The sequence below is a fragment of the Nocardia asiatica NBRC 100129 genome (genome assembly GCF_000308415.1).
GTDB classification, from domain to species: Bacteria; Actinomycetota; Actinomycetes; order Mycobacteriales; family Mycobacteriaceae; genus Nocardia; species Nocardia asiatica.
In genome coordinates, this window is record NZ_BAFS01000212.1 from 12,004 (window position 1) to 29,335 (window position 17,332).

10 protein-coding genes and 1 pseudogene are annotated in these 17,332 nt (G+C 70.9%); 4 read left to right on the forward strand and 7 right to left on the reverse strand.

Annotation, left to right across the window (positions count from 1 at the left end; genetic code table 11):
- Window positions 1-11: 11 nt before the first annotated feature.
- Window positions 12-1,391 carry an ABC1 kinase family protein gene (locus ON27_RS21010; protein WP_174377861.1) on the forward strand — a complete coding sequence of 460 codons (1,380 nt, stop codon included), beginning with the start codon at window positions 12-14 and terminating at the stop codon, window positions 1,389-1,391.
- Between the two features lie 403 nt (window positions 1,392-1,794).
- Here ON27_RS21010 and ON27_RS21015 read toward each other — a convergent pair whose 3' ends face one another.
- The 3 genes from ON27_RS21015 to ON27_RS21025 form a co-directional block, all read right to left on the reverse strand.
- Window positions 1,795-2,118 carry a WhiB family transcriptional regulator gene (locus ON27_RS21015; RefSeq protein ID WP_157106825.1) on the reverse strand — a complete coding sequence of 108 codons (324 nt, stop codon included), beginning with the start codon at window positions 2,116-2,118 and terminating at the stop codon, window positions 1,795-1,797.
- A gap of 139 nt (window positions 2,119-2,257) precedes the next feature.
- On the reverse strand, window positions 2,258-2,596 hold the full coding sequence (locus tag ON27_RS21020) for a hypothetical protein (protein ID WP_043730345.1): 339 nt from the start codon (window positions 2,594-2,596) through the stop codon (window positions 2,258-2,260).
- 112 nt (window positions 2,597-2,708) lie between these two features.
- Window positions 2,709-4,856: an ATP-dependent DNA helicase UvrD2 gene (locus ON27_RS21025; RefSeq protein ID WP_043730369.1), complete on the reverse strand. Its 2,148-nt coding sequence runs from the start codon at window positions 4,854-4,856 to the stop codon at window positions 2,709-2,711.
- 114 nt (window positions 4,857-4,970) lie between these two features.
- Between ON27_RS21025 and ON27_RS21030 the strand changes: the two genes are divergently transcribed.
- Entirely contained in the window at window positions 4,971-5,201 is a 231-nt protein-coding gene (locus ON27_RS21030; RefSeq protein ID WP_086007524.1) for a mycoredoxin, read from the forward strand.
- A gap of 36 nt (window positions 5,202-5,237) precedes the next feature.
- Here ON27_RS21030 and nudC read toward each other — a convergent pair whose 3' ends face one another.
- Both nudC and ON27_RS21040 read right to left on the reverse strand, forming a co-directional pair.
- Entirely contained in the window at window positions 5,238-6,143 is a 906-nt protein-coding gene (gene nudC / locus ON27_RS21035; protein ID WP_043730352.1) for an NAD(+) diphosphatase, read from the reverse strand.
- 46 nt (window positions 6,144-6,189) lie between these two features.
- Entirely contained in the window at window positions 6,190-7,245 is a 1,056-nt protein-coding gene (locus tag ON27_RS21040) for a potassium channel family protein (RefSeq protein ID WP_051046837.1), read from the reverse strand.
- Window positions 7,246-7,612: 367 nt separating this feature from the next.
- On the opposite strand from ON27_RS21040, the gene ON27_RS21045 reads away from it, so the two are divergent.
- Window positions 7,613-8,776 (forward strand): type III polyketide synthase, encoded by a 1,164-nt coding sequence (locus tag ON27_RS21045; RefSeq protein ID WP_083887704.1) that lies wholly within the window; start codon window positions 7,613-7,615, stop codon window positions 8,774-8,776.
- A 105-nt stretch (window positions 8,777-8,881) separates the two neighbouring features.
- On the forward strand, window positions 8,882-9,295 hold the full coding sequence (locus ON27_RS21050; RefSeq protein ID WP_043730354.1) for a DoxX family protein: 414 nt from the start codon (window positions 8,882-8,884) through the stop codon (window positions 9,293-9,295).
- On the opposite strand, the pseudogene ON27_RS46095 reads toward ON27_RS21050, so the two are convergent.
- Together ON27_RS46095 and ON27_RS21065 are read right to left on the reverse strand one after the other, a co-directional pair.
- Window positions 9,252-13,759 (reverse strand): annotated as a pseudogene (locus ON27_RS46095) (ATP-dependent helicase). The gene ON27_RS21050 and the pseudogene ON27_RS46095 sit on opposite strands and share 44 nt — an antisense overlap.
- Window positions 13,760-13,802: 43 nt before the next feature.
- Window positions 13,803-17,225 carry an ATP-dependent helicase gene (locus tag ON27_RS21065; protein ID WP_051046838.1) on the reverse strand — a complete coding sequence of 1,141 codons (3,423 nt, stop codon included), beginning with the start codon at window positions 17,223-17,225 and terminating at the stop codon, window positions 13,803-13,805.
- Window positions 17,226-17,332: the final 107 nt, after the last annotated feature.

The following is a 17,332-nucleotide window of genomic DNA, read 5'->3' on the forward strand; positions in this document are numbered from 1 at the left end:
CCAAGATTGCCATGGCCGCGGGCTGGTCCGTCCGCCATGATGGGTACGTGTCAGAGATCGTGCGCCGTCGCTCGTCCCGCAACGCCAAGTTGGCCAAGATTCCGCTCGGCATCGCCGGCCGTGCCGCCGTCGGGTTCGGCAAGAAGCTCGCCGGAGGCGACAAGTCCGAGATCAACGCACAGCTCAATCAACGGGCCGCCGAGCAGTTGTTCACCGTGCTCGGTGAGCTCAAGGGCGGCGCGATGAAGTTCGGGCAGGCGCTCAGCGTGATGGAGGCCGCGGTCCCCGAAGAGTTCGGCGAGCACTATCGCGAGGCCCTCACCAAGCTGCAGGCCGCCGCGCCGCCGATGCCCGCCGCCACCGTTCACCGGGTGCTGGACCAGCAACTGGGCACCCAGTGGCGTAGCCGCTTCCGTGAGTTCGACGACACTCCGGCCGCGTCGGCCAGCATCGGGCAGGTGCACCGGGCGGTGTGGTCGGACGGCCGGACCGTCGCGGTGAAGGTGCAGTACCCCGGCGCCGACGAGGCGCTGCGCGCCGACCTCAAGACACTGTCGCGCATGTCCGGCCTGGTCGCGTCCGTGATCCCCGGTGCGGACGTCAAGCCGATCCTCGCCGAGATCACCGAGCGCACCGAGGAGGAGCTGGACTATCGCAACGAGGCGGCCAACCAGCGCAGCTTCGCCAAGGGCTTCGACGGGCACGGCGAGATCGTGGTGCCCAAGGTGGTGGCGAGCGCGCCGAAGGTGATCGTCACCGAGTGGCTGGACGGCGTCGCCGTCTCCACGATCATCAAGCAGGGCGCCGAGGATCCGGAGGGGACCCGTGCGCTGCGCAATCGCGTCGCGGGACTGATGGGCCGGTTCCACTTCTCTTCCCCGGAGGTGATCGGGCTACTGCATGCCGACCCGCACCCGGGCAACTTCATGATGCTGCCCGACGGCAAGCTCGCCGTCATCGATTTCGGCGCCTGCGCGCCGATGCCGGAGGGCTTCCCTCCGGTGCTGGGCCGGATGCTGGCCCTCGCGGTCGAGGAACGCTTCGCCGAACTCACCGAACTGCTGTACGACCACGGCTGGGTGATCCCCGGCCGGGTGGTCACCCACGAGGAGATCGCCGACTACCTGCGGCCGTTCACCGACCCGATCCGAACCGACTCGTTCCACTTCACCCGCCGATGGATGCAGCGCGTGGCGGGCAAGGCCTCGGAGTTCTCCAGCCCCGAGATGAAAACCGCACGGGCGCTGCAACTCCCGGCGGAATACGTGATGATCTTCCGCGTACTCGGCGGCTCCGTCGGCATCCTCGCCCAGCTCGACGCAGAACTGCCGTTCATGCAACTCGTCCGCACCTGGATGCCCGGCTTCACCGAGGAACGCACAGCCTCCTGAGCTGTGTTGGATTTGCCGCGCCTGCGGCGCGGCGTGTTCGCGGCCCCGGGAAGTCTCGCGTCCGAGCGACCGAGAATCGCGCCTGCGGCGCATGCGCTTCGGTCACTCGGACGCGAGACGGGCCGCGAACGGTGCTCGTAAGACTCGCACCCGACGGGCTGGAAATGCGTGCATCGGGCGACCTATAGCTGGACTGCAAATTGCCGCGAGAACTCACCCTTGTAAGTCGATACCGAAAGCGCCGCTGGCACAGCTAGCGTGATCGGCCGCGCGCCGAAACGCAGGGCAGCCGCTCACCGGGCAACGGTGAGCGGCTGCTCTGCTTTCTCGTTCGTTGGCTCGGCCGTGTCGGGACGGACCGGTTCGAGCACTTCGACCGGAGGGAGGGAAGTCACTCCCCGGCTCATGCCGGGACCGCGACCTTGCGCGGACGACCGCGAGGACGCTTGCGGGCGATCACGACACCCTGGTCGAAGATCTCACCGCCCCAAACGCCCCACGGCTCACGACGATCCATGGCGGCGCTCAGGCAGCCCTTGCGGATCGGGCAGGTCGCGCACAGTGCCTTGGCCTGCTCCAACTGGACCGGGCTCTCGGCGAACCAGAGGTCCGGGTCTCCAGCACGGCAGGGCAGGACCTTGGTGATCTCCTGGGTCCGGGTAGTCGACGCCACGGTTCGGCATGTCACGTCAGTAGTGGCCTGCGGCCAACCCTGTGCGGTGAACACGTCGTTCTCCTTCAGCTCGTTTGCAGCGGTTCGTTTCGTTGTGCCGCGAAACCGGTGCCGGTCGGCTGAAGGGCCGGAGAATACTGGCCACGGTTTCGCTGTCGTGCGATCCGTGGCCAGGAGGTCGGGGAGGAGTTCCCTACCTAGGTCGACATCTGTGTCGAGTCCTGATCACGGTCGCTGGGTGTGCGGTGCGGAGGCGTGCTGCCCGCGGATCCGCCGGCTCCAGGCCGGCTTCGTCCGCGAAGACACCGACTGCTGCCTCGACAGCCGTCGGGTGCCAGCCCGCGCTGGGCTTGCCCTGAATCTCGGTACCGATCGACGCATGCATCGCAGCGCAATTCACTTGCGTGCCGAACGTGCCGAACGCACCGATTTCGGACAGACCGATCCCCTGCAAGGCGAGGATCCCCCGGGAGGCCGCCATGGGCGCATAGACCGCAACGCCGCTGGCGCCGAAGTTCATGGTGTTGTCCATTGCTCTGCCTCCCTCCTGTACTCGTGTGTGTCGATAACTGTGCGCGCCGAGATGCCCTCCCGGTGCGTGAAATCCACCATAGGCAAGATCTTCAAGCGCCACAACCTATTTTCTACCTGCGGTTTTGTGACGTGGATCGAAGCCGGGACGCGACGATGGCGAGCACGTCGGCGCCGAACTGGTCGATCTTCTTCGCACCGATGCCCGCGATGGCGGCCAGCGCGGCGTCGTCGGCGGGCAGTTGTTCGGCGATCGCGGTGAGCGTGGTGTCGGTGAATACCACGAACTCGCGCACGCGCAGCGCCTCCGCTTTCTCCGCACGCCAATCACGCAGTGCGGCAAGCAATTCCGCGTCCAGCTCGGCCGGGCAGCGACGGCAGCGGCCGAGCATGGTCGCGTAGGTGCCGATCAACGGTTTCGCGCAGACGCGGCAGGTCGGGCGGACACCACCCGAGGCCGAGGGCGGCGCCGCTATCCGCGAGGCGGGCGAGTCGTCGGGCACGAGACCATTGAGGAATCGGGAGCGCCGCCGCACGCGCCTGCCGCCTTCGTTCCTGGCCAGCGCCCAGGACAGCCGCAGATGCTCGCGCGCCCTGGTGACCCCGACGTAGAGCAACCGCCGCTCCTCCTCGAGCGCCGCCTCGTCGGCGACCGAGCCGTCGTCGGCGAGGACGTGCGTGATCGGCATGGTTCCGTCGGACAGGCCGACTAGGAACACCGCGTCCCACTCCAGGCCCTTGGCGGCGTGCAGCGAGGCCAGCGTGACCCCCTGCACCGTGGGTGGGTGCCTGGCCTCGGCGCGGGTGGCGAGTTCCCGTAGCAGTCCGGTCAGTTCCAGCCGGTCGTCGTGCCCGACCAACTCCTCGGTCAGGCGCACCAGGGCGACCAGCGAGGACCAGCGTTCGCGCGCCTGGGCGCCTGCGGGCTCGGTGGCGGTCAGGCCGATCGGGGCGAGCACCGCGCGTACCAGCGAGATCAGGGCATTGCCACTGCGCGCCTGGTCGGGGAGGTCGTCGCGGGCGGCGGCCTGCCGCAGCGCCTGGACGGCCTGCCTGACCTCCGCACGCGCGAAGAAACCTTCGCCGCCACGAATCTGGTACGGGATGCCGCGTTCGGTGAGCGCCTGCTCGTAGCTCTCCGAGTGGGCGTTGATCCGGTAGAGCACGGCGATCTCGGCCGCCGGTGTGCCCCCCTCGATGAGCTTGCCGATCGCCTTGGCCACCGCCGCGGCCTCGGCGGGCGCGTCGTCGTATTCGGCGAACTCCGGCTCCGGCCCGTCGGCACGCTGGCCGATCAATTGCAGCCTGGTGCCCGCGATGCGCCCGCGCGCCGCCCCGATCACCCGGTTGGCCAGCGACACCACCTGCGGCGTCGAGCGGTAGTCGCGTTCCAGGCGGACCACGGTGGCCTCGGGGAAGCGGCGGGAGAAATCCAGCAGGTAGCTCGGCGTGGCGCCGGTGAACGAGTAGATCGTCTGGTTGGCGTCGCCGACCACGGTCAAGTCGTCGCGGTCACCGAGCCAGGCGTCGAGCACACGCTGCTGCAAGGGCGTTACGTCCTGGTACTCGTCCACGACAAAACTGCGGTATCGGCCGCGAAATTCGTCGGCCACCGCCGGATAGTCCTCCAACGCGGCCGCTGTGTGCAGCAGCAGGTCGTCGAAATCCAGCAGCAACCCGTCGGGCGTCGCCTTCAGCTTCTCGTAGCCCGCGTAGACCTCGGCGACGCGCAGCGCGTCGTAGGGCGTCTCGCGGTGCTGCTTCGCCACCGCCGCCGTGTAGTCCTCCGGCGCGATCAGCGAAGCCTTCGCCCACTCGATCTCGCTCAGCAGATCGCGAACGCTGTCGGTGGCCGTGGACAGTCCGGCCCGGTGCGCCGCCTGCGCCACGATCGGGAACTTGGCATCGATCAGCCGCCACGGGACGTCGCCGACGATCTGCGGCCAGAAGTACTTCAGCTGCCGCAGCGCCGCCGCGTGGAACGTGCGCGCCTGCACCTGGTTCGCCTCGCCGCCGAGGCCGAGCGCGCGCAGCCGGGTGCGCAACTCCCCCGCCGCCCGCGCGGTGAAGGTGACCGCGAGCACCTGATCGGCCTTGACGTGCCCGTGCGCGACCAAGTGCGCGATCCGATAGGTGATGGTCCTGGTCTTGCCGGTGCCCGCGCCCGCGAGCACGCAGACCGGACCGCGCGGCGCGCGCACGGCGGCGGCCTGCTCGGGGTCGAGGTCTGCGAGGTCGGGAGCGGGCACGCGGTCCATCATGACAGCGCCCACCGACACCCGCCGCGCGGCCGGGGGCGATCGCCCCCGAGTCGGAACAGTGAGCGGTCCTGCGGCGTTGCAGTGTCCGTGACTGACGCGAACCCCACCCTGACGATGTACTCGACCACCTGGTGCGGCTATTGCCGCAGGCTCAAGAAGCAGCTGGACGAGGCGGGCATCACCTACGTCGAGATCGACATCGAGCAAGATCCGGCGTCGGCCGAGTTCGTGGGCAGCGTGAACGGGGGCAACCACGTCGTGCCCACCGTGAAGTTCGCCGACGGCTCCACCGCGACGAACCCGTCGCTGGCGGCGGTCAAGCAGGTCCTGGCCGGCCTGTCCTGATCGGTCGCCGCGCGCGGGTCGCGGCGGCCCGCGCGCTCAGCCGATCGCGGCCCAGGATTCCACGATGGTGCGCGCGATGGAGATCGAGCCGGGCAGCAGCAGCTGGGCGCCCTCGCCCTGCTTCGACCAGTCCCCCACCGCGAGAGCTTCGCGCACCTGCGCCCGGGTGAACCAGTTGGCTTCGGCGATCTCGCCGTCGGAGAAGACCAGCGGCTGCTCGGGGTCGGCGACCGCGGCGAAGCCCAGCATCAGCGAGCGCGGGAACGGCCACGGCTGGCTGCCCAGATAGCTGATCTCGCGCACGTCGAGGCCGACCTCCTCGCGCATCTCGCGCTCCACGCAGCGTTCCAGCGACTCGCCCGCCTCGACGAACCCGGCCAGCAGCGAGAACAGCGACTTCGGCCAGCTCTGCTGGCGCGCGAGCAGCACCCGGTCATCGCCGTCGTGGATCAGGCAGATCACCGCGGGATCGATGCGGGGGAACTCCTCGTAACCGCTCTCGGTGATGCGCGACCACCCCGCCTTGGACACGGTGGTCACCGCGCCGTCCGCGCCGTTGAACCCCGCCTTGTCGTGCCAGTTCAGCAGTGCGATCGCAGTGGAGAGCAGCCCGGCGGTGCGGTCATCGATGGCGCCGCCCGCCAGCGCGCGCAGATCGGTCAGCGTGCCCGCCAGCTCCGCATCACGCACTGCCCACAGGTGCACGCCGTCCTCGACGCCGAGGAACACCGCGTCGGGACTCGGCTCGGCGGACAATTCGAGGGCCGCGTCCAGGACCAGTACGCCCTCGTCGAAGCGCACCTGCCCGCGCCGATTGACCCGCAAGAGTCGCGCGCCGGCCCAGCCTTCCTTCAGAGCTCGAGCATCGCCTCGGATCGTCTCGGCCCGGTCGACTACGGAACGGGACAGCAGTGGAACACCATTGAGCTGAAATGCCGGCACGTCTCGAGACTATCGCGCCCGAGTTACCGCCCGGCCCGCAGCAGGGTTACTTACTCGCCCGGCGGATGTACAACAGTTTGTCGCCCGCCTCGATCGCGTCCACTTCCGGCTCGCCCACGCGGTAGAGCACCCCGTTGCGTACCACGCCGAGGACGATATCGCCGAGATGCCGAGGCGAACCGCCGATCTCGGACGACTCGACCTCGCGCTCGGCGACGGCGAAGCCCTCCTCGGGCGTGAGCAGGTCCTCCATCATCTCCACGACCGTGGGCGTGGTTGTCGCGATGCCGAGCAACCGGCCGGCGGTCTCCGAGGACACCACCACCGAGTTCGCGCCGGACTGCCGCACCAGGTGGGTGTTCTCCGCTTCCCGGATGGACACCACGATCTTGGCGGCCTTGTTCAGTTCGCGGGCGGTGAGGGTGACCAGCACGGCGGTGTCGTCCCGGTTGGTGGCGACCACCACCGATTCCGCGTTCTGCGCACCGGCCAGCCGCAGCACGTCGGACTGGGTGGCCGAGCCGTGCACCGTGACCAGTCCGGCGTTCGCGGCCGCCTCCAGAGCGACGACGTCGGTGTCGACCACGACGATGTCGGCGGGCTGCACCCCGTCGCCGAGCATGGCGTCGATCGCGGTCCGCCCCTTCGTGCCGTATCCGACGACCACGGTGTGATTGCGCACGGTGTGCCTCCATCGCTGAATCTTGAAAGCCTGCCGGGAACGTTCGGTCAGCACGCTGAGCGTGGTGCCGACCAGGACGATCAGGAACAGGATGCGCAGCGGGGTGATGATGACGATGTTCGCCAACCGCGCGTCGGGCGTCACCGGGTGGATGTCGCCGCATCCGGTGGTCGACAGCGAGACCGTCGCGTAGTAGAACGCGTCCAGGAACGACAGTTCGTCGCCCGAGTTGTCGTGGTAGCCGTCGCGCCCCACGTACACCACCAGCGCGGCCAGGAACAGCAGCGCGGTCGCGAACAGCACCCGCCTGGTCAGCGAAATCCACGGGCTGGTCTGCACTTCCGGGATGCGCAGCAGGCCGACCAAGGCGAAATCGGGGCGGCTGGCCAACCCCAGTCCGCGCGCTCGATCACCGAACACCGGATACACCCGTCATCGCGTTGTTCGTGTCGGTCATCTCCGGTAATCCTTGTCCCTCCGGCACAGCAGGGGAGCCTACTGTGTTTGGTCCTCCAGCGCCTACGGCGCGGGGTTTCCTGGCCTGCGGACGAAACAACGTCACCGTCGGCCGCGCTCGAAACCTGGGTTCGAGTGCGCCGAGCACGTGAGCGGTCCAGCACAAGGCTTGGGACGGCGACCCGGTCATCGGCGCATCGTCAAGGCGCCCGGTGCGACGTCAGCCGCGGGTGTGCGCATCCAGACACCTTGGGTACCTAGTTGCTGAATATTCGCTGTCTGACGATTGGAGGGCACATTCCCCGTCGCTCGAACAGGAAGAACAGTCTCTATGCCAACCGCTGTCGCCCAAGCGCTTCTCACCCGCACGGCCGCGCGAACACGCGAGCACACATCTCCGCCGGCGCCGACCGTGCCCGTCATCGAAGCGATCGCGACCGGCGCGCCCGGCCTGGTCCTCGACCAATCCGACGCGGCGGACCGGGTGGCCGGGCAGTTGACCGACCCGGAGCAGCGAGCCAGGATCAAACGCATTTTCCGCAAAACCATGATCAATACGCGGCGCTTCGCGGTCGACCCGCTGAATCCCCGGCTTCTGGCGCCCGGCGGTGAATCAGCGATGATCCAGGATCGCATGCGCCTGTTCTACCGCCACGCCGTTGCACTGACGGTCGATGTGGCACGGCGTGCGCTCGCCGGTGTCGACCCGGCCGGCCTGGGGCTTCTCGTGTTCGCCACGAGCACCGGCCTCATCGCGCCCGGCGTCGACGCCGCCGTCGTCGATCAGCTCGGGCTGCCCCGGTCGGTCGCTCGTCTGGTGGTCAACTTCATGGGCTGCGCGGCGGCGATGAACGGCATTCGCGCCGCCTCCGACTTCGTCCGGGCCAACCCGGACAAGAAGGCGATGGTCGTGTGTATCGAACTCAACTCCGTGCATGCCCTCCCCATCGAAGACATCGATGACGCGGTGGTCCACAGCCTGTTCGGAGACGGCTGCGGCGCGCTGGTCATCGGGGCGAAGCACGGGGCGGAGCAGGCCGAAGCGGGGACGATCGTCATCCGGGACAAATTCACCCACTTGTTCGAGGCCACCGAAGACGGCATCGCGGTCGGCGTCAACCACGACGGCATCGCCTGCGAGCTGTCGGAGAACGTACCCGAGTACATCTACAACGGCGTCGCTCCCGTCGTCGCAGACGTCCTGCACCGCAACGGATTGCGACAAGCCGACATCGATGGGTGGGCGATTCACCCGGGCGGGCCGAAGATCTTGCTCGAATCCGCGCGATCGCTCGGCCTTCCGCCGGAAGCCGCGGCGCCGAGCTGGCAGATTCTCGGGGAATACGGGAACATGTCGAGCGTCTCATTGATCTTCGTGCTCGAACGGATCGTCGGCCGGGCAGGGGCGGACAAGCCGACCGAGACGGGCGTCGCGTTCTCGTTCGCGCCCGGAGTCACGATCGAGGGAATTCTCTTCGACGTCGTTCGCCGGTGATCGTGCTGCCTGCCTGCCATCCGGCCTGGTCGAGCGCGCTCGCTCGACTCGAGTCCCCTCGGTGCCTCGGTCGACACGGTGAGGGAATGGATGCGAGAGTGCGGCATGGCTGAAAACACGGTGACACCCGCGCTCGACGGCGGGCGACGGCCCGAGCTGACCCTCGCGGCCCTGCTGTTCGGCGCCGGGGTACTGCATTTCGTCTGGCCGAAGCCTTTCGATTCCATCGTGCCGCGCACGCTGCCCGGCAAGGCCCGCGACTACACCTATGCCTCCGGGGTGGCCGAGATCGGCGTCGCCGCCGCGCTCGCGTTCCCGCGTACCCGGAGCTTCGGCGGACGGCTGGCGGCGCTGCTGTTCATCGCGGTGTTCCCGGCCAACGTGCAGTTCACCGCGGACATGCTGGCCAGCGAGAAGGCGCCGCGGCTGGTCAAGATCGGCTCGGCGCTGCGGCTTCCGCTGCAGATCCCGCTGATCACTCAGGCGCTGGCGGTGAGCCGGCGGGCGCGGCGTTCCTGATCAGCTCGGCCAGTTCCTCCGGTCCGGCCAGGTTCACCGGCGCGATGGTGCGTCCGGTGCGCACGTAGTGGAACGCGGCGCCGACGCGGTGCAGCATCTCCTGCTCCGGCCGTCCCTCCCGCGCGGCCATCAACCGCGCCCACGCCAGGCGGTAGACCGCCAGCTGCATGGCGACCGCTGGTTCCTCGGCGGCACCGGGCTCGGCGCCGGTCTTCCAGTCCACGACGGTCCAGCGCCCGCCCGGTTCGGCGAACACCGCGTCCATCCGGCCCCGGATGACGGTGCCCGCGATCGAGGTCTCGAACGGGATCTCGACCTCGATCGGGCTGCGGTCGGCCCACCGCGAATTCAGGAACGCCTCCTGCATCGCGGTCAGCTCGGCGTCCAGGCCCGCGTCGGCCGCGCCGTCGGCCGCGCCCGGCAGTTCGTCCAGACCGAGCAGGCGGGTGGAGCCGAACCACCGCTGCACCCAGGCGTGGAACGCGGTGCCGCGGCGCGCCAGCGGATTCGGCGGGTAGGGCAGCGGGCGACGCAGCCGGGCGGCGAGTTTCGCCGGGTCGGCGCGCAGCTCGACCAAGGCGGTCGCCGCGATCTGGCCGGGTAGCTCCACCTCCTCGGCAGCGGCCGCCGCCGCCAGGTGTTCGGCCAGCAGCGCGTCGACGTCGGCGGCCCAGCCTTCCGGATCGTCCGGGTCGGCGGCGGGGTGGACGTGCTCCGGCCGGTACGAATCCTCCGGCGGGGGCGGAGCGAAGCCGCTCGCGGCGTAGGCCGGCTCGTCGGCGGACAGGTACTCCTCCACCGGGTCCGGGGCCGCGCCGAAGTAAGGCTCGATGTCGGCGTACGGGTCGGCGTATTCGATCGACGTGAAGTCGAAATCGTCCGCGAGTTCGTCAGGTGGGAACTCGTCGTCGGGCGGATAGTAGGCCAAGTCATCCGGGTAAGCCGCCTCCTCGACGGGCGGCGCGGAAGCCTCCTCGCCCGGTATTGCGGGCGCATCCCCGTCCGGCGGCGCAGGCGCGTCTCCACCCGGCGGTGCAGGCGCATTCTTGTCGAGGGCGGGGGGCTTCGCGGGGACCGCGTGTGTGTCCGGACCGGTGGCGGGGCGAGCGCGCAGGTCGGCCAGCGCGGCGCGGACCAGCGCGGCGCCCTGCTCGATGGGGTCGCGGCGGGTGCTGAGCGGGTCGCGCGGCCATTCGGCGGTGGCGGGGTTGTCGGTGAACGGATTGACGGCGTCGTCGGCGGGCGGGTCGTCCCAGCGGTCGATGGCCAGGACGTCGTAGGCCGGGCTGCCGGCGTCCTCGTGCGCGTGCTTCAGCTCCAGCAGGAAATCCGAGGGGCCCTTCGGCGTGCTGCCGGTCTCCGCCCAGTAGTGCGCCGAGACCAGCAGCACACGTTCGGTTCTGGTGAGCGCGACGTAGAACAGGCGGCGTTCCTCATCGATCCGGCGGCGCTCCAGCGCCTCCTTGTGCGCCTTGATCGCACGGTCGAGGTCGGCGCGGTCGTACAGGTCGGTGAGTTCGAGCACCGGCACGCCCTCGGCCGCGTCGTCCTGCTGCCGGTCGCCACGCAGCGAGGTCGGCAGTTCGGCGAGCGCGCCCAGCCACGTGCCCGACCCGACCTTGGACGGGAATACCCCCTCCACCACGTGCGGGACCGCGACGATCTCCCATTCCAGGCCTTTCGCCGCGTGCACGGTCAGCACCTGGACGCGGTCCTTGGCGACTTCGACCTCGCCCGGCTCCAGTCCGTTCTCGACCTCCTCCGCGGCGGCGAGGAAGGCGAGCAGACCGCCGAGCGAGGCTCCGGTGTCGGCGGCGTAGCCGGCCACCACTTCCGCGAACGCGTCCAGGTGCTCGCGCCCGGCTCCGGTGCCCGCCATCGCTCGCCGGGTCTGGGTCTCCACGCCGACACCGATGGTGCGCTCGACATCGGCGACCAATTCCGCCAACGGCTGACCACTGCGTTCGCGCAACGCGGCCAGTTCCCGCCCCAGCGCCTCGATGCGGGCGAACCCGGCCGCCGAATACTGCTCGGCGGGCCCGGGATCGGCGATGGCATCGGCCAACCCGGCCTGTTCGGCGGGCTCGGGCGCCACCTCGCGCAGCGCCTCGTCCAGCGTGGCGCCGTCGGCGATCTCGGCCGTGGCCTCGGACCCGGGACGCCGGATGGACAGGTCCCTGGCACGTCGGGCGAGCGCGGCGATGTCGGCGACGCCGATGCGCCAGCGCGCGCCGGTCAGCACGCGCATGGCGGCGCTGCCCGCGCCGGGTTCGGCGATCAGTCGGAGGGTGGCGACGATGTCGGCGACCTCCGGTGTGGCGAGCAAACCGCCGAGCCCGACGATCTCCACCGGAAGTCCTCGCGCGCGCAGCGCCTCAGCCAGCGGTGAAGCGTCGGCGTTACGGCGCACCAGCACCGCCGACGTGGGCGGTGGCTGCTGCGCCGCGCGCCGGGCGGCCCACTCCGCGGCGATCCGCTCGGCCACCCACTCGCGTTCGTCGGCGACGGTCTCGGTCAGCGCCAGCGCCACCATCCCCGGCCCGGCGTCGGGTTTGGCGCGCAGCGCGTCGACCGTCACCCCGCCGCCCTCGATCGCCTTGCGCCGCAATGGTTCCGCGACCAGGTTCGCCAGCGCCAGCGCCTCCGGCGGATTGCGCCAGCTGGTCAGCAAAGCCAGCGTGGGCGCGGGCACCCCCGGGGCGCTGGGGAAATCGGTGGCGAACCGGGGCAGATTCGCCGCCGAAGCGCCACGCCAGCCGTAGATCGACTGCATTGGGTCGCCCACGGCGGTCACCGCGAGTCGCTGCCCGTCTCGTGATCGCGGGGGCTGGTCGCGTCGATCGGGCATGGCATGCGGGTCGTGCGCACCGGCGAAATGCGACTCTCCTTCACCCATCGCATCGACGCGCCCGCTGCGCACCGGGCCACCGTGACGGGCATCGGGGTGCGCCGACCCGGATTGCCGCGTGGGCGGTCCCACGTGCCGCTCTCGCGTACTCGCGCGTGCGGAGTCGCTTACTTTCGGCCGACCCGTCTCCCGGCCGCTGCCATGCGGTTCGCGTGCGAATTCTCCACCAGCCGACACATCCGTAACGCCCATGTCCCCCCGCGACTCACCCGCGGAAGCACCATCAGGCAATACATTCGAACCACCCACGGCCCCCCACGACTCACCTGCGAAAGCACCAGCCGACACATCCGAATCGCCGGTAGCCGCTTGCGACTCACCTGCCGCCGTGCGGATGTCGAGCTGATCTCCATCCGCCCCGGACAGCTGCGGGTACACCTCCCGTGTAGGGGTCGACTGGTCCGCATCGCCGCGCCGCGAGATTCTTTCTCGCTCCGTCGAAAAGGGGTGCACGGCCGTATGGGGCGCATCGCCCTGCACCGACGACTCACCCGAGAGCTGAGCGCCGACGTTCCGGCCGTATGTGTCGAGCTGGGCCGCCTGCTGGGGTTCGGGGGGATGTCTCCGTGTGCGGGGGCCCGGGGAGAAGTATCACCAGCCGATCCCCGGGACATGTCGTGTGCCTGCCGATGCCCTTGGTCCGGATCACCGCCGAACAGGGCCGCGAGCAGCACTCGCTGGGCGTGGCCGGTGTCCTGGTACTCGTCGAGCAGCACCAAGTTGAACCGCGCGCGTTCGGCGGCGGCGACTTCGGGGTGCTCGGCGGCCAAGCGCGCGGCCAGGGACATCTGCGCGCCGAAATCCAGTGCGCCCCGGCGGCGCAACGCCTCGGCGAGCTGTTGCACCAGCGGCAGCAGCGCCACTCGCTCCTGCTGCACCTGCACGATATTGAGCAGCGTCTGGCTCGGTCCGCCTCGCTGACGCGGACCGGCGGGCAGCGTGTGCACCAGCTTCGCCAGTTCGGTGTGCGCCTCGGCCAGTTCCTCCGGCTCCACCAGGTGCTCCGCGAGTTGCCCGGACAGCGCGAGCACCGCCTCGGTGACCGACACGGGGGTGCGCTCGGTCTCCAGGTCGCCGTCCCAGGTGCGGACCACCTGGTGGGCGAGTTGCCAGAGCTGGGTCTCGGTCAGCAGCGTCGCGGACGGCTCCACCGGAAGCAGCAGGCCGTGCTCGGTGAGCAACCTGCCCGCGTAAGAGTGGTAGGTGCTGATCTCCGGTTCCGCGCCGGTCAGCTGCGCGCGCAGCCGCCCGCTCGGGTCGAGTTCGCGCAGCAGCGGCGCGCCGGCCAACCGGGCCAGCCTGGTCCGGATGCGGGCGGTCAACTGCTGGGCGGCTTTGCGCGTGAACGTCAGCCCGAGCACTTCGTCCGGCAGCACGAGCCCGTTGGCGACCATCCACACCACGCGGGCGGCCATCGTCTCGGTTTTGCCCGCGCCCGCGCCCGCGACCACGAGGGTGGGCCCGGGCGGCGCGGCGATCACGGCGGCCTGTTCGTCGGTCGGCGGTGGCAGGCCCAGCGCCTGCGCGAGCTGGTGGGGCGTCACCCGGCCGTTCACGGCGGCGCCCCGGCGACCGGCCGCGGCGAGGCCGAGGGCGCGCTCACTCGTCGGTCACCTGTCTCCCGCTGTCCTGCACGGGACAGCTGCCCGCGACCGCGCAGTGGCGGCATCCGTCGTTGCGCACGGCGAGGTAGCTGGGGCCCTGCGTAGCGGCCGCGGCCTGGTGGATCGTGTCGCGCCAGTGCTCCAGCGCCTCGGCGTCCAGCGGAGGCTGCATGCGCTGGGTGGCGCCCTCCGTCTTGCTCGGCTTCGCGACGTAGACCAATCGCGCGCCACCCGGTTCGCCGGGCGGGGCGCCCGCCTCGGCGGAGCCGGATTCTCCCGTCGCGTCGAGCGCGCCCGTGGCGGCGGCCACCTGGTAGGTCGCCAGCTGCGCGTGATCGACGGCGGCCTGCTTGCTGACCGGGGACTTGCCGGTCTTCACGTCGACGATCACGAAGCGGCCGCGCGCGTCGCGCTCCAGCCGGTCGACGCGGCCCCGGATCCGCACGGCGCGTTCGTCTTCGGTGCGCGCGGGCAGCACGCAATCCACCGGCACCTCCACACCGGCCTGGGTGAGTTCACCGCGGGTGTTGCGAACCCAGGTCAGGAAGCTCTCCAGCATGGCCGCGGTGCGGCGCAGCTCCTGCCTGGAATGCCAGCCGGTCCCGGGATCCACCGCCTGCCAGGCCCGTTCCAGCGCCGCGCGCACCTGGTCCTCGGGCACCTGGCCCGCCAGCGCCTGGACCAGCGTGTGCACCAGGTTGCCCTTGACGGCGTGCGGGTTGTCGCCGTCGGTGCCGCCGTGGCGTTCCAGCGCCCAGCGCAGCGGACAGGTGCGCAGCAACTCCACGGTGGAGGGCGACAGCGCCACCGCGTCCGCGTCCTCGCCCCACAGCGGACGCGGCGAGCTGAGTTCGGCCGTGCCGTACCAGTCGTCGGGGTGGGTGCCGCGCACGCCCGCGTCCGCCAGCCGCGCGAGTTGGTGCGCGGCGCGACGCCTGCGTTCCGGGTCGGCCTCGGGATCGCAGACCACACCGCGCAATTCGGCGACCAGGGAGTGCATCACCAGGGCGCGGCCGGGATCGACCACCGGAAGCGCGCCGGGCTCGCTGTCCTCGTCGTGCCCGAGCAACTCGGCGAGGAAACGCGACGGCACCAGGTCGCGTTCGCCCGCCACCGATTCCACGGCGGTGACCAGCAGTGACCGCCGCGCCCGGCTGCACGCGACGAGTAACAGCCTGCGCTCCTCGGCGAGGATCGGCGCGGCACGGCTCACCCGCTCCCCCGCGTCGGATACTCCGGCGGTGAGATCCACCAGATCCTCGGTGTGCAGCAGGGTGCCGCGCGAGCGCGGATTCGGCCAGATCCCCTCTTGCACGGCGGCGACCGCGACCACGTCCCATTCCCGCCCGGCGGCGGCGTGCGCGCTCAGCAGCGCGACCGCCTCGCCCGGCGCGGTGCGCGGTGCGGCGTCGTGCGGAATCTCCTGCTGCGACAGATACTCGACGAACCCTTCGATGCTGGCGCGCGGCAGCCGGTCGACGTAGGCGGCGGCCGCGTCGAACAACGCGACGGCGGCGTCCAGATCGCGATCGGCCTGCATGCCGACCGCGCCGCCGCGCTCGGACTGGGCCACCCAGCGCCGCTCCAACCGGGAACCGGTCCACAGCGCCCACAGGACGTCCTCCAGCCCCGCGCCACGCCCGCGCGCCTTACCGGCCCGGTGCAGCGCGTCCAGCACCCGGCGCAGCGGCGCTGCCTCGACCTCGGTGAGCCGGTTCAGGATCGCCGGATCGCCGGTCCCGATCAATTGGTCGCGCAGCACCTGCGCGGAGGGGCGGTCGATGTCCCCGCCGCGGTCGGTGGGCGCATCATCGACCTCTTCCGCGGTTTTCGCCCCGGCGCGCGCGGATTCCAGCACCGCGCGCCGAACGCCGCGACGCAACCGGCGCAAGGCGATCTGGTCGGCGCCGCCGAGCGGACCGGACAGCAGGTCGAGGGCGTCCTCCGGCTCGAAGGCCGGTTCCGCGCCGTGCCGCGCCGCCTCGCCCGCCAGCACCGCCCGCAGTGCCAGCAGCATCCAGGCCGCGCCGCGCCTGCGCGCCAGCGGCGTGTCCAGCGCGGGCTGGCGCACCGGCACGCCCGCGCCGAGCAAGGCGCGGCGCAGCGGCGCCAGCGACAGCGGCACCGATCGGACGATCACCGCCATCCGCGACCACGGCACCCCGCCGGTGAGGTGCGCGCGGCGCAGATGGTCGGCGATGAGCGCGGCTTCCTTCGCGGGCGTGGCCAGCACGCGCACCCGCACCTCGGTGCCGTCCTCCCGCGGGTCGGCACGGTCCGGCACGGGGATGCGCTGCGGCGCGCTGCCGGGCAGACGCGCGGCGATCCGCGCGACCGCCAGCTCCACCTGACCGCTGAAGCGATGATTGGCGCGCAGCACGACGCGCTGCTCGTCCGGCACGTCGAGTTCGGCGACGAAGCGCGCGTCGGCGCCGCGGAAGGCGAAGACGGCTTGATCGGGGTCGCCCGCGATCACGGTGATCCGCGCGCTGTGCCCGATCGCCTTGACCAGGACGGCCGCCTGCGGGTCCAGGTGCTGCGCGTCGTCGACCAGCAGGTACCTGATCCTGGCGCGTTCGGCGGCAAGCAGATTCGGGTCGACGGCCAGCGCGTCCAGTGCCGCGCCGACCAGTTCGGCGGCGTCCAGCGCGGGCGCGGTCGCCTCCGGCGCCTCCACGCCGACCGACCAGCGCAGCAGCATCGTCTGCTCGTAGCGGATGGCGAACCGGCCGGCGGCCACCCATTCCGGCTTGGCGTGTTCGCGGCCGAGCCGGACCAGGTCCTCCGGCCCGATGCCGCGTTCGGTGGCGCGCAGCATGAGATCGCGCAATTGTTCGGCGAATCCGCCGAGGGCGAGCGCGGGCCGCAACCGCTCCGGCCACAGGCCGCGCGCGCCCTCGGCCATGTCCGTCAGGTCGCCGCGCAGCATTTCGCGCAGCACCGCGTCCTGTTCGGCTCCGGTCAGCAACCGGGGCGGCGGGTTGCCGTGGGCCATCGCGTGCCTGCGCAGCACGGAGAAGGCGTACGAGTGCAGGGTGCGCACCAGCGGTTCCCGTGTGGCCCCGGGCACACCGCCGTCGGCGCCGGGTTCCGGGCCGCTCAGCCGTGTGGTGATGGCATCGCGCACGGCGCCCGCCGCCTGTTTCGAATGGGTCAGCACCAGCACCGAATCGGGATCGGCTCCCGCCGCGATGCGCTCGGCGGCGAGATCGACCAGCAGGGCGGTCTTGCCCGTGCCCGGCCCGCCGAGCACCTGCCAGGGTCGCCACCCGGGGCGCGCGGGACCGGCCTCGGCGGCGGCGTCCAGCAGCGCGCGAACGTCGGCGCCCCAGTCTCGCGGCCGGGGCGCCACCACATTCCGGCGAACCAGTCGCACCGCGCCATCCGATCGCACCACGCGGGCTATTGCAACAGACACGACCGACACGCCGGTACACGCCTCCGCCCGACCGGCGCTGCGCGCGATCGCAGCGCAGGTCAAAATGGACCGGTGTCTGTTTTGAATGTCCACCGGTTCGGTCCGAC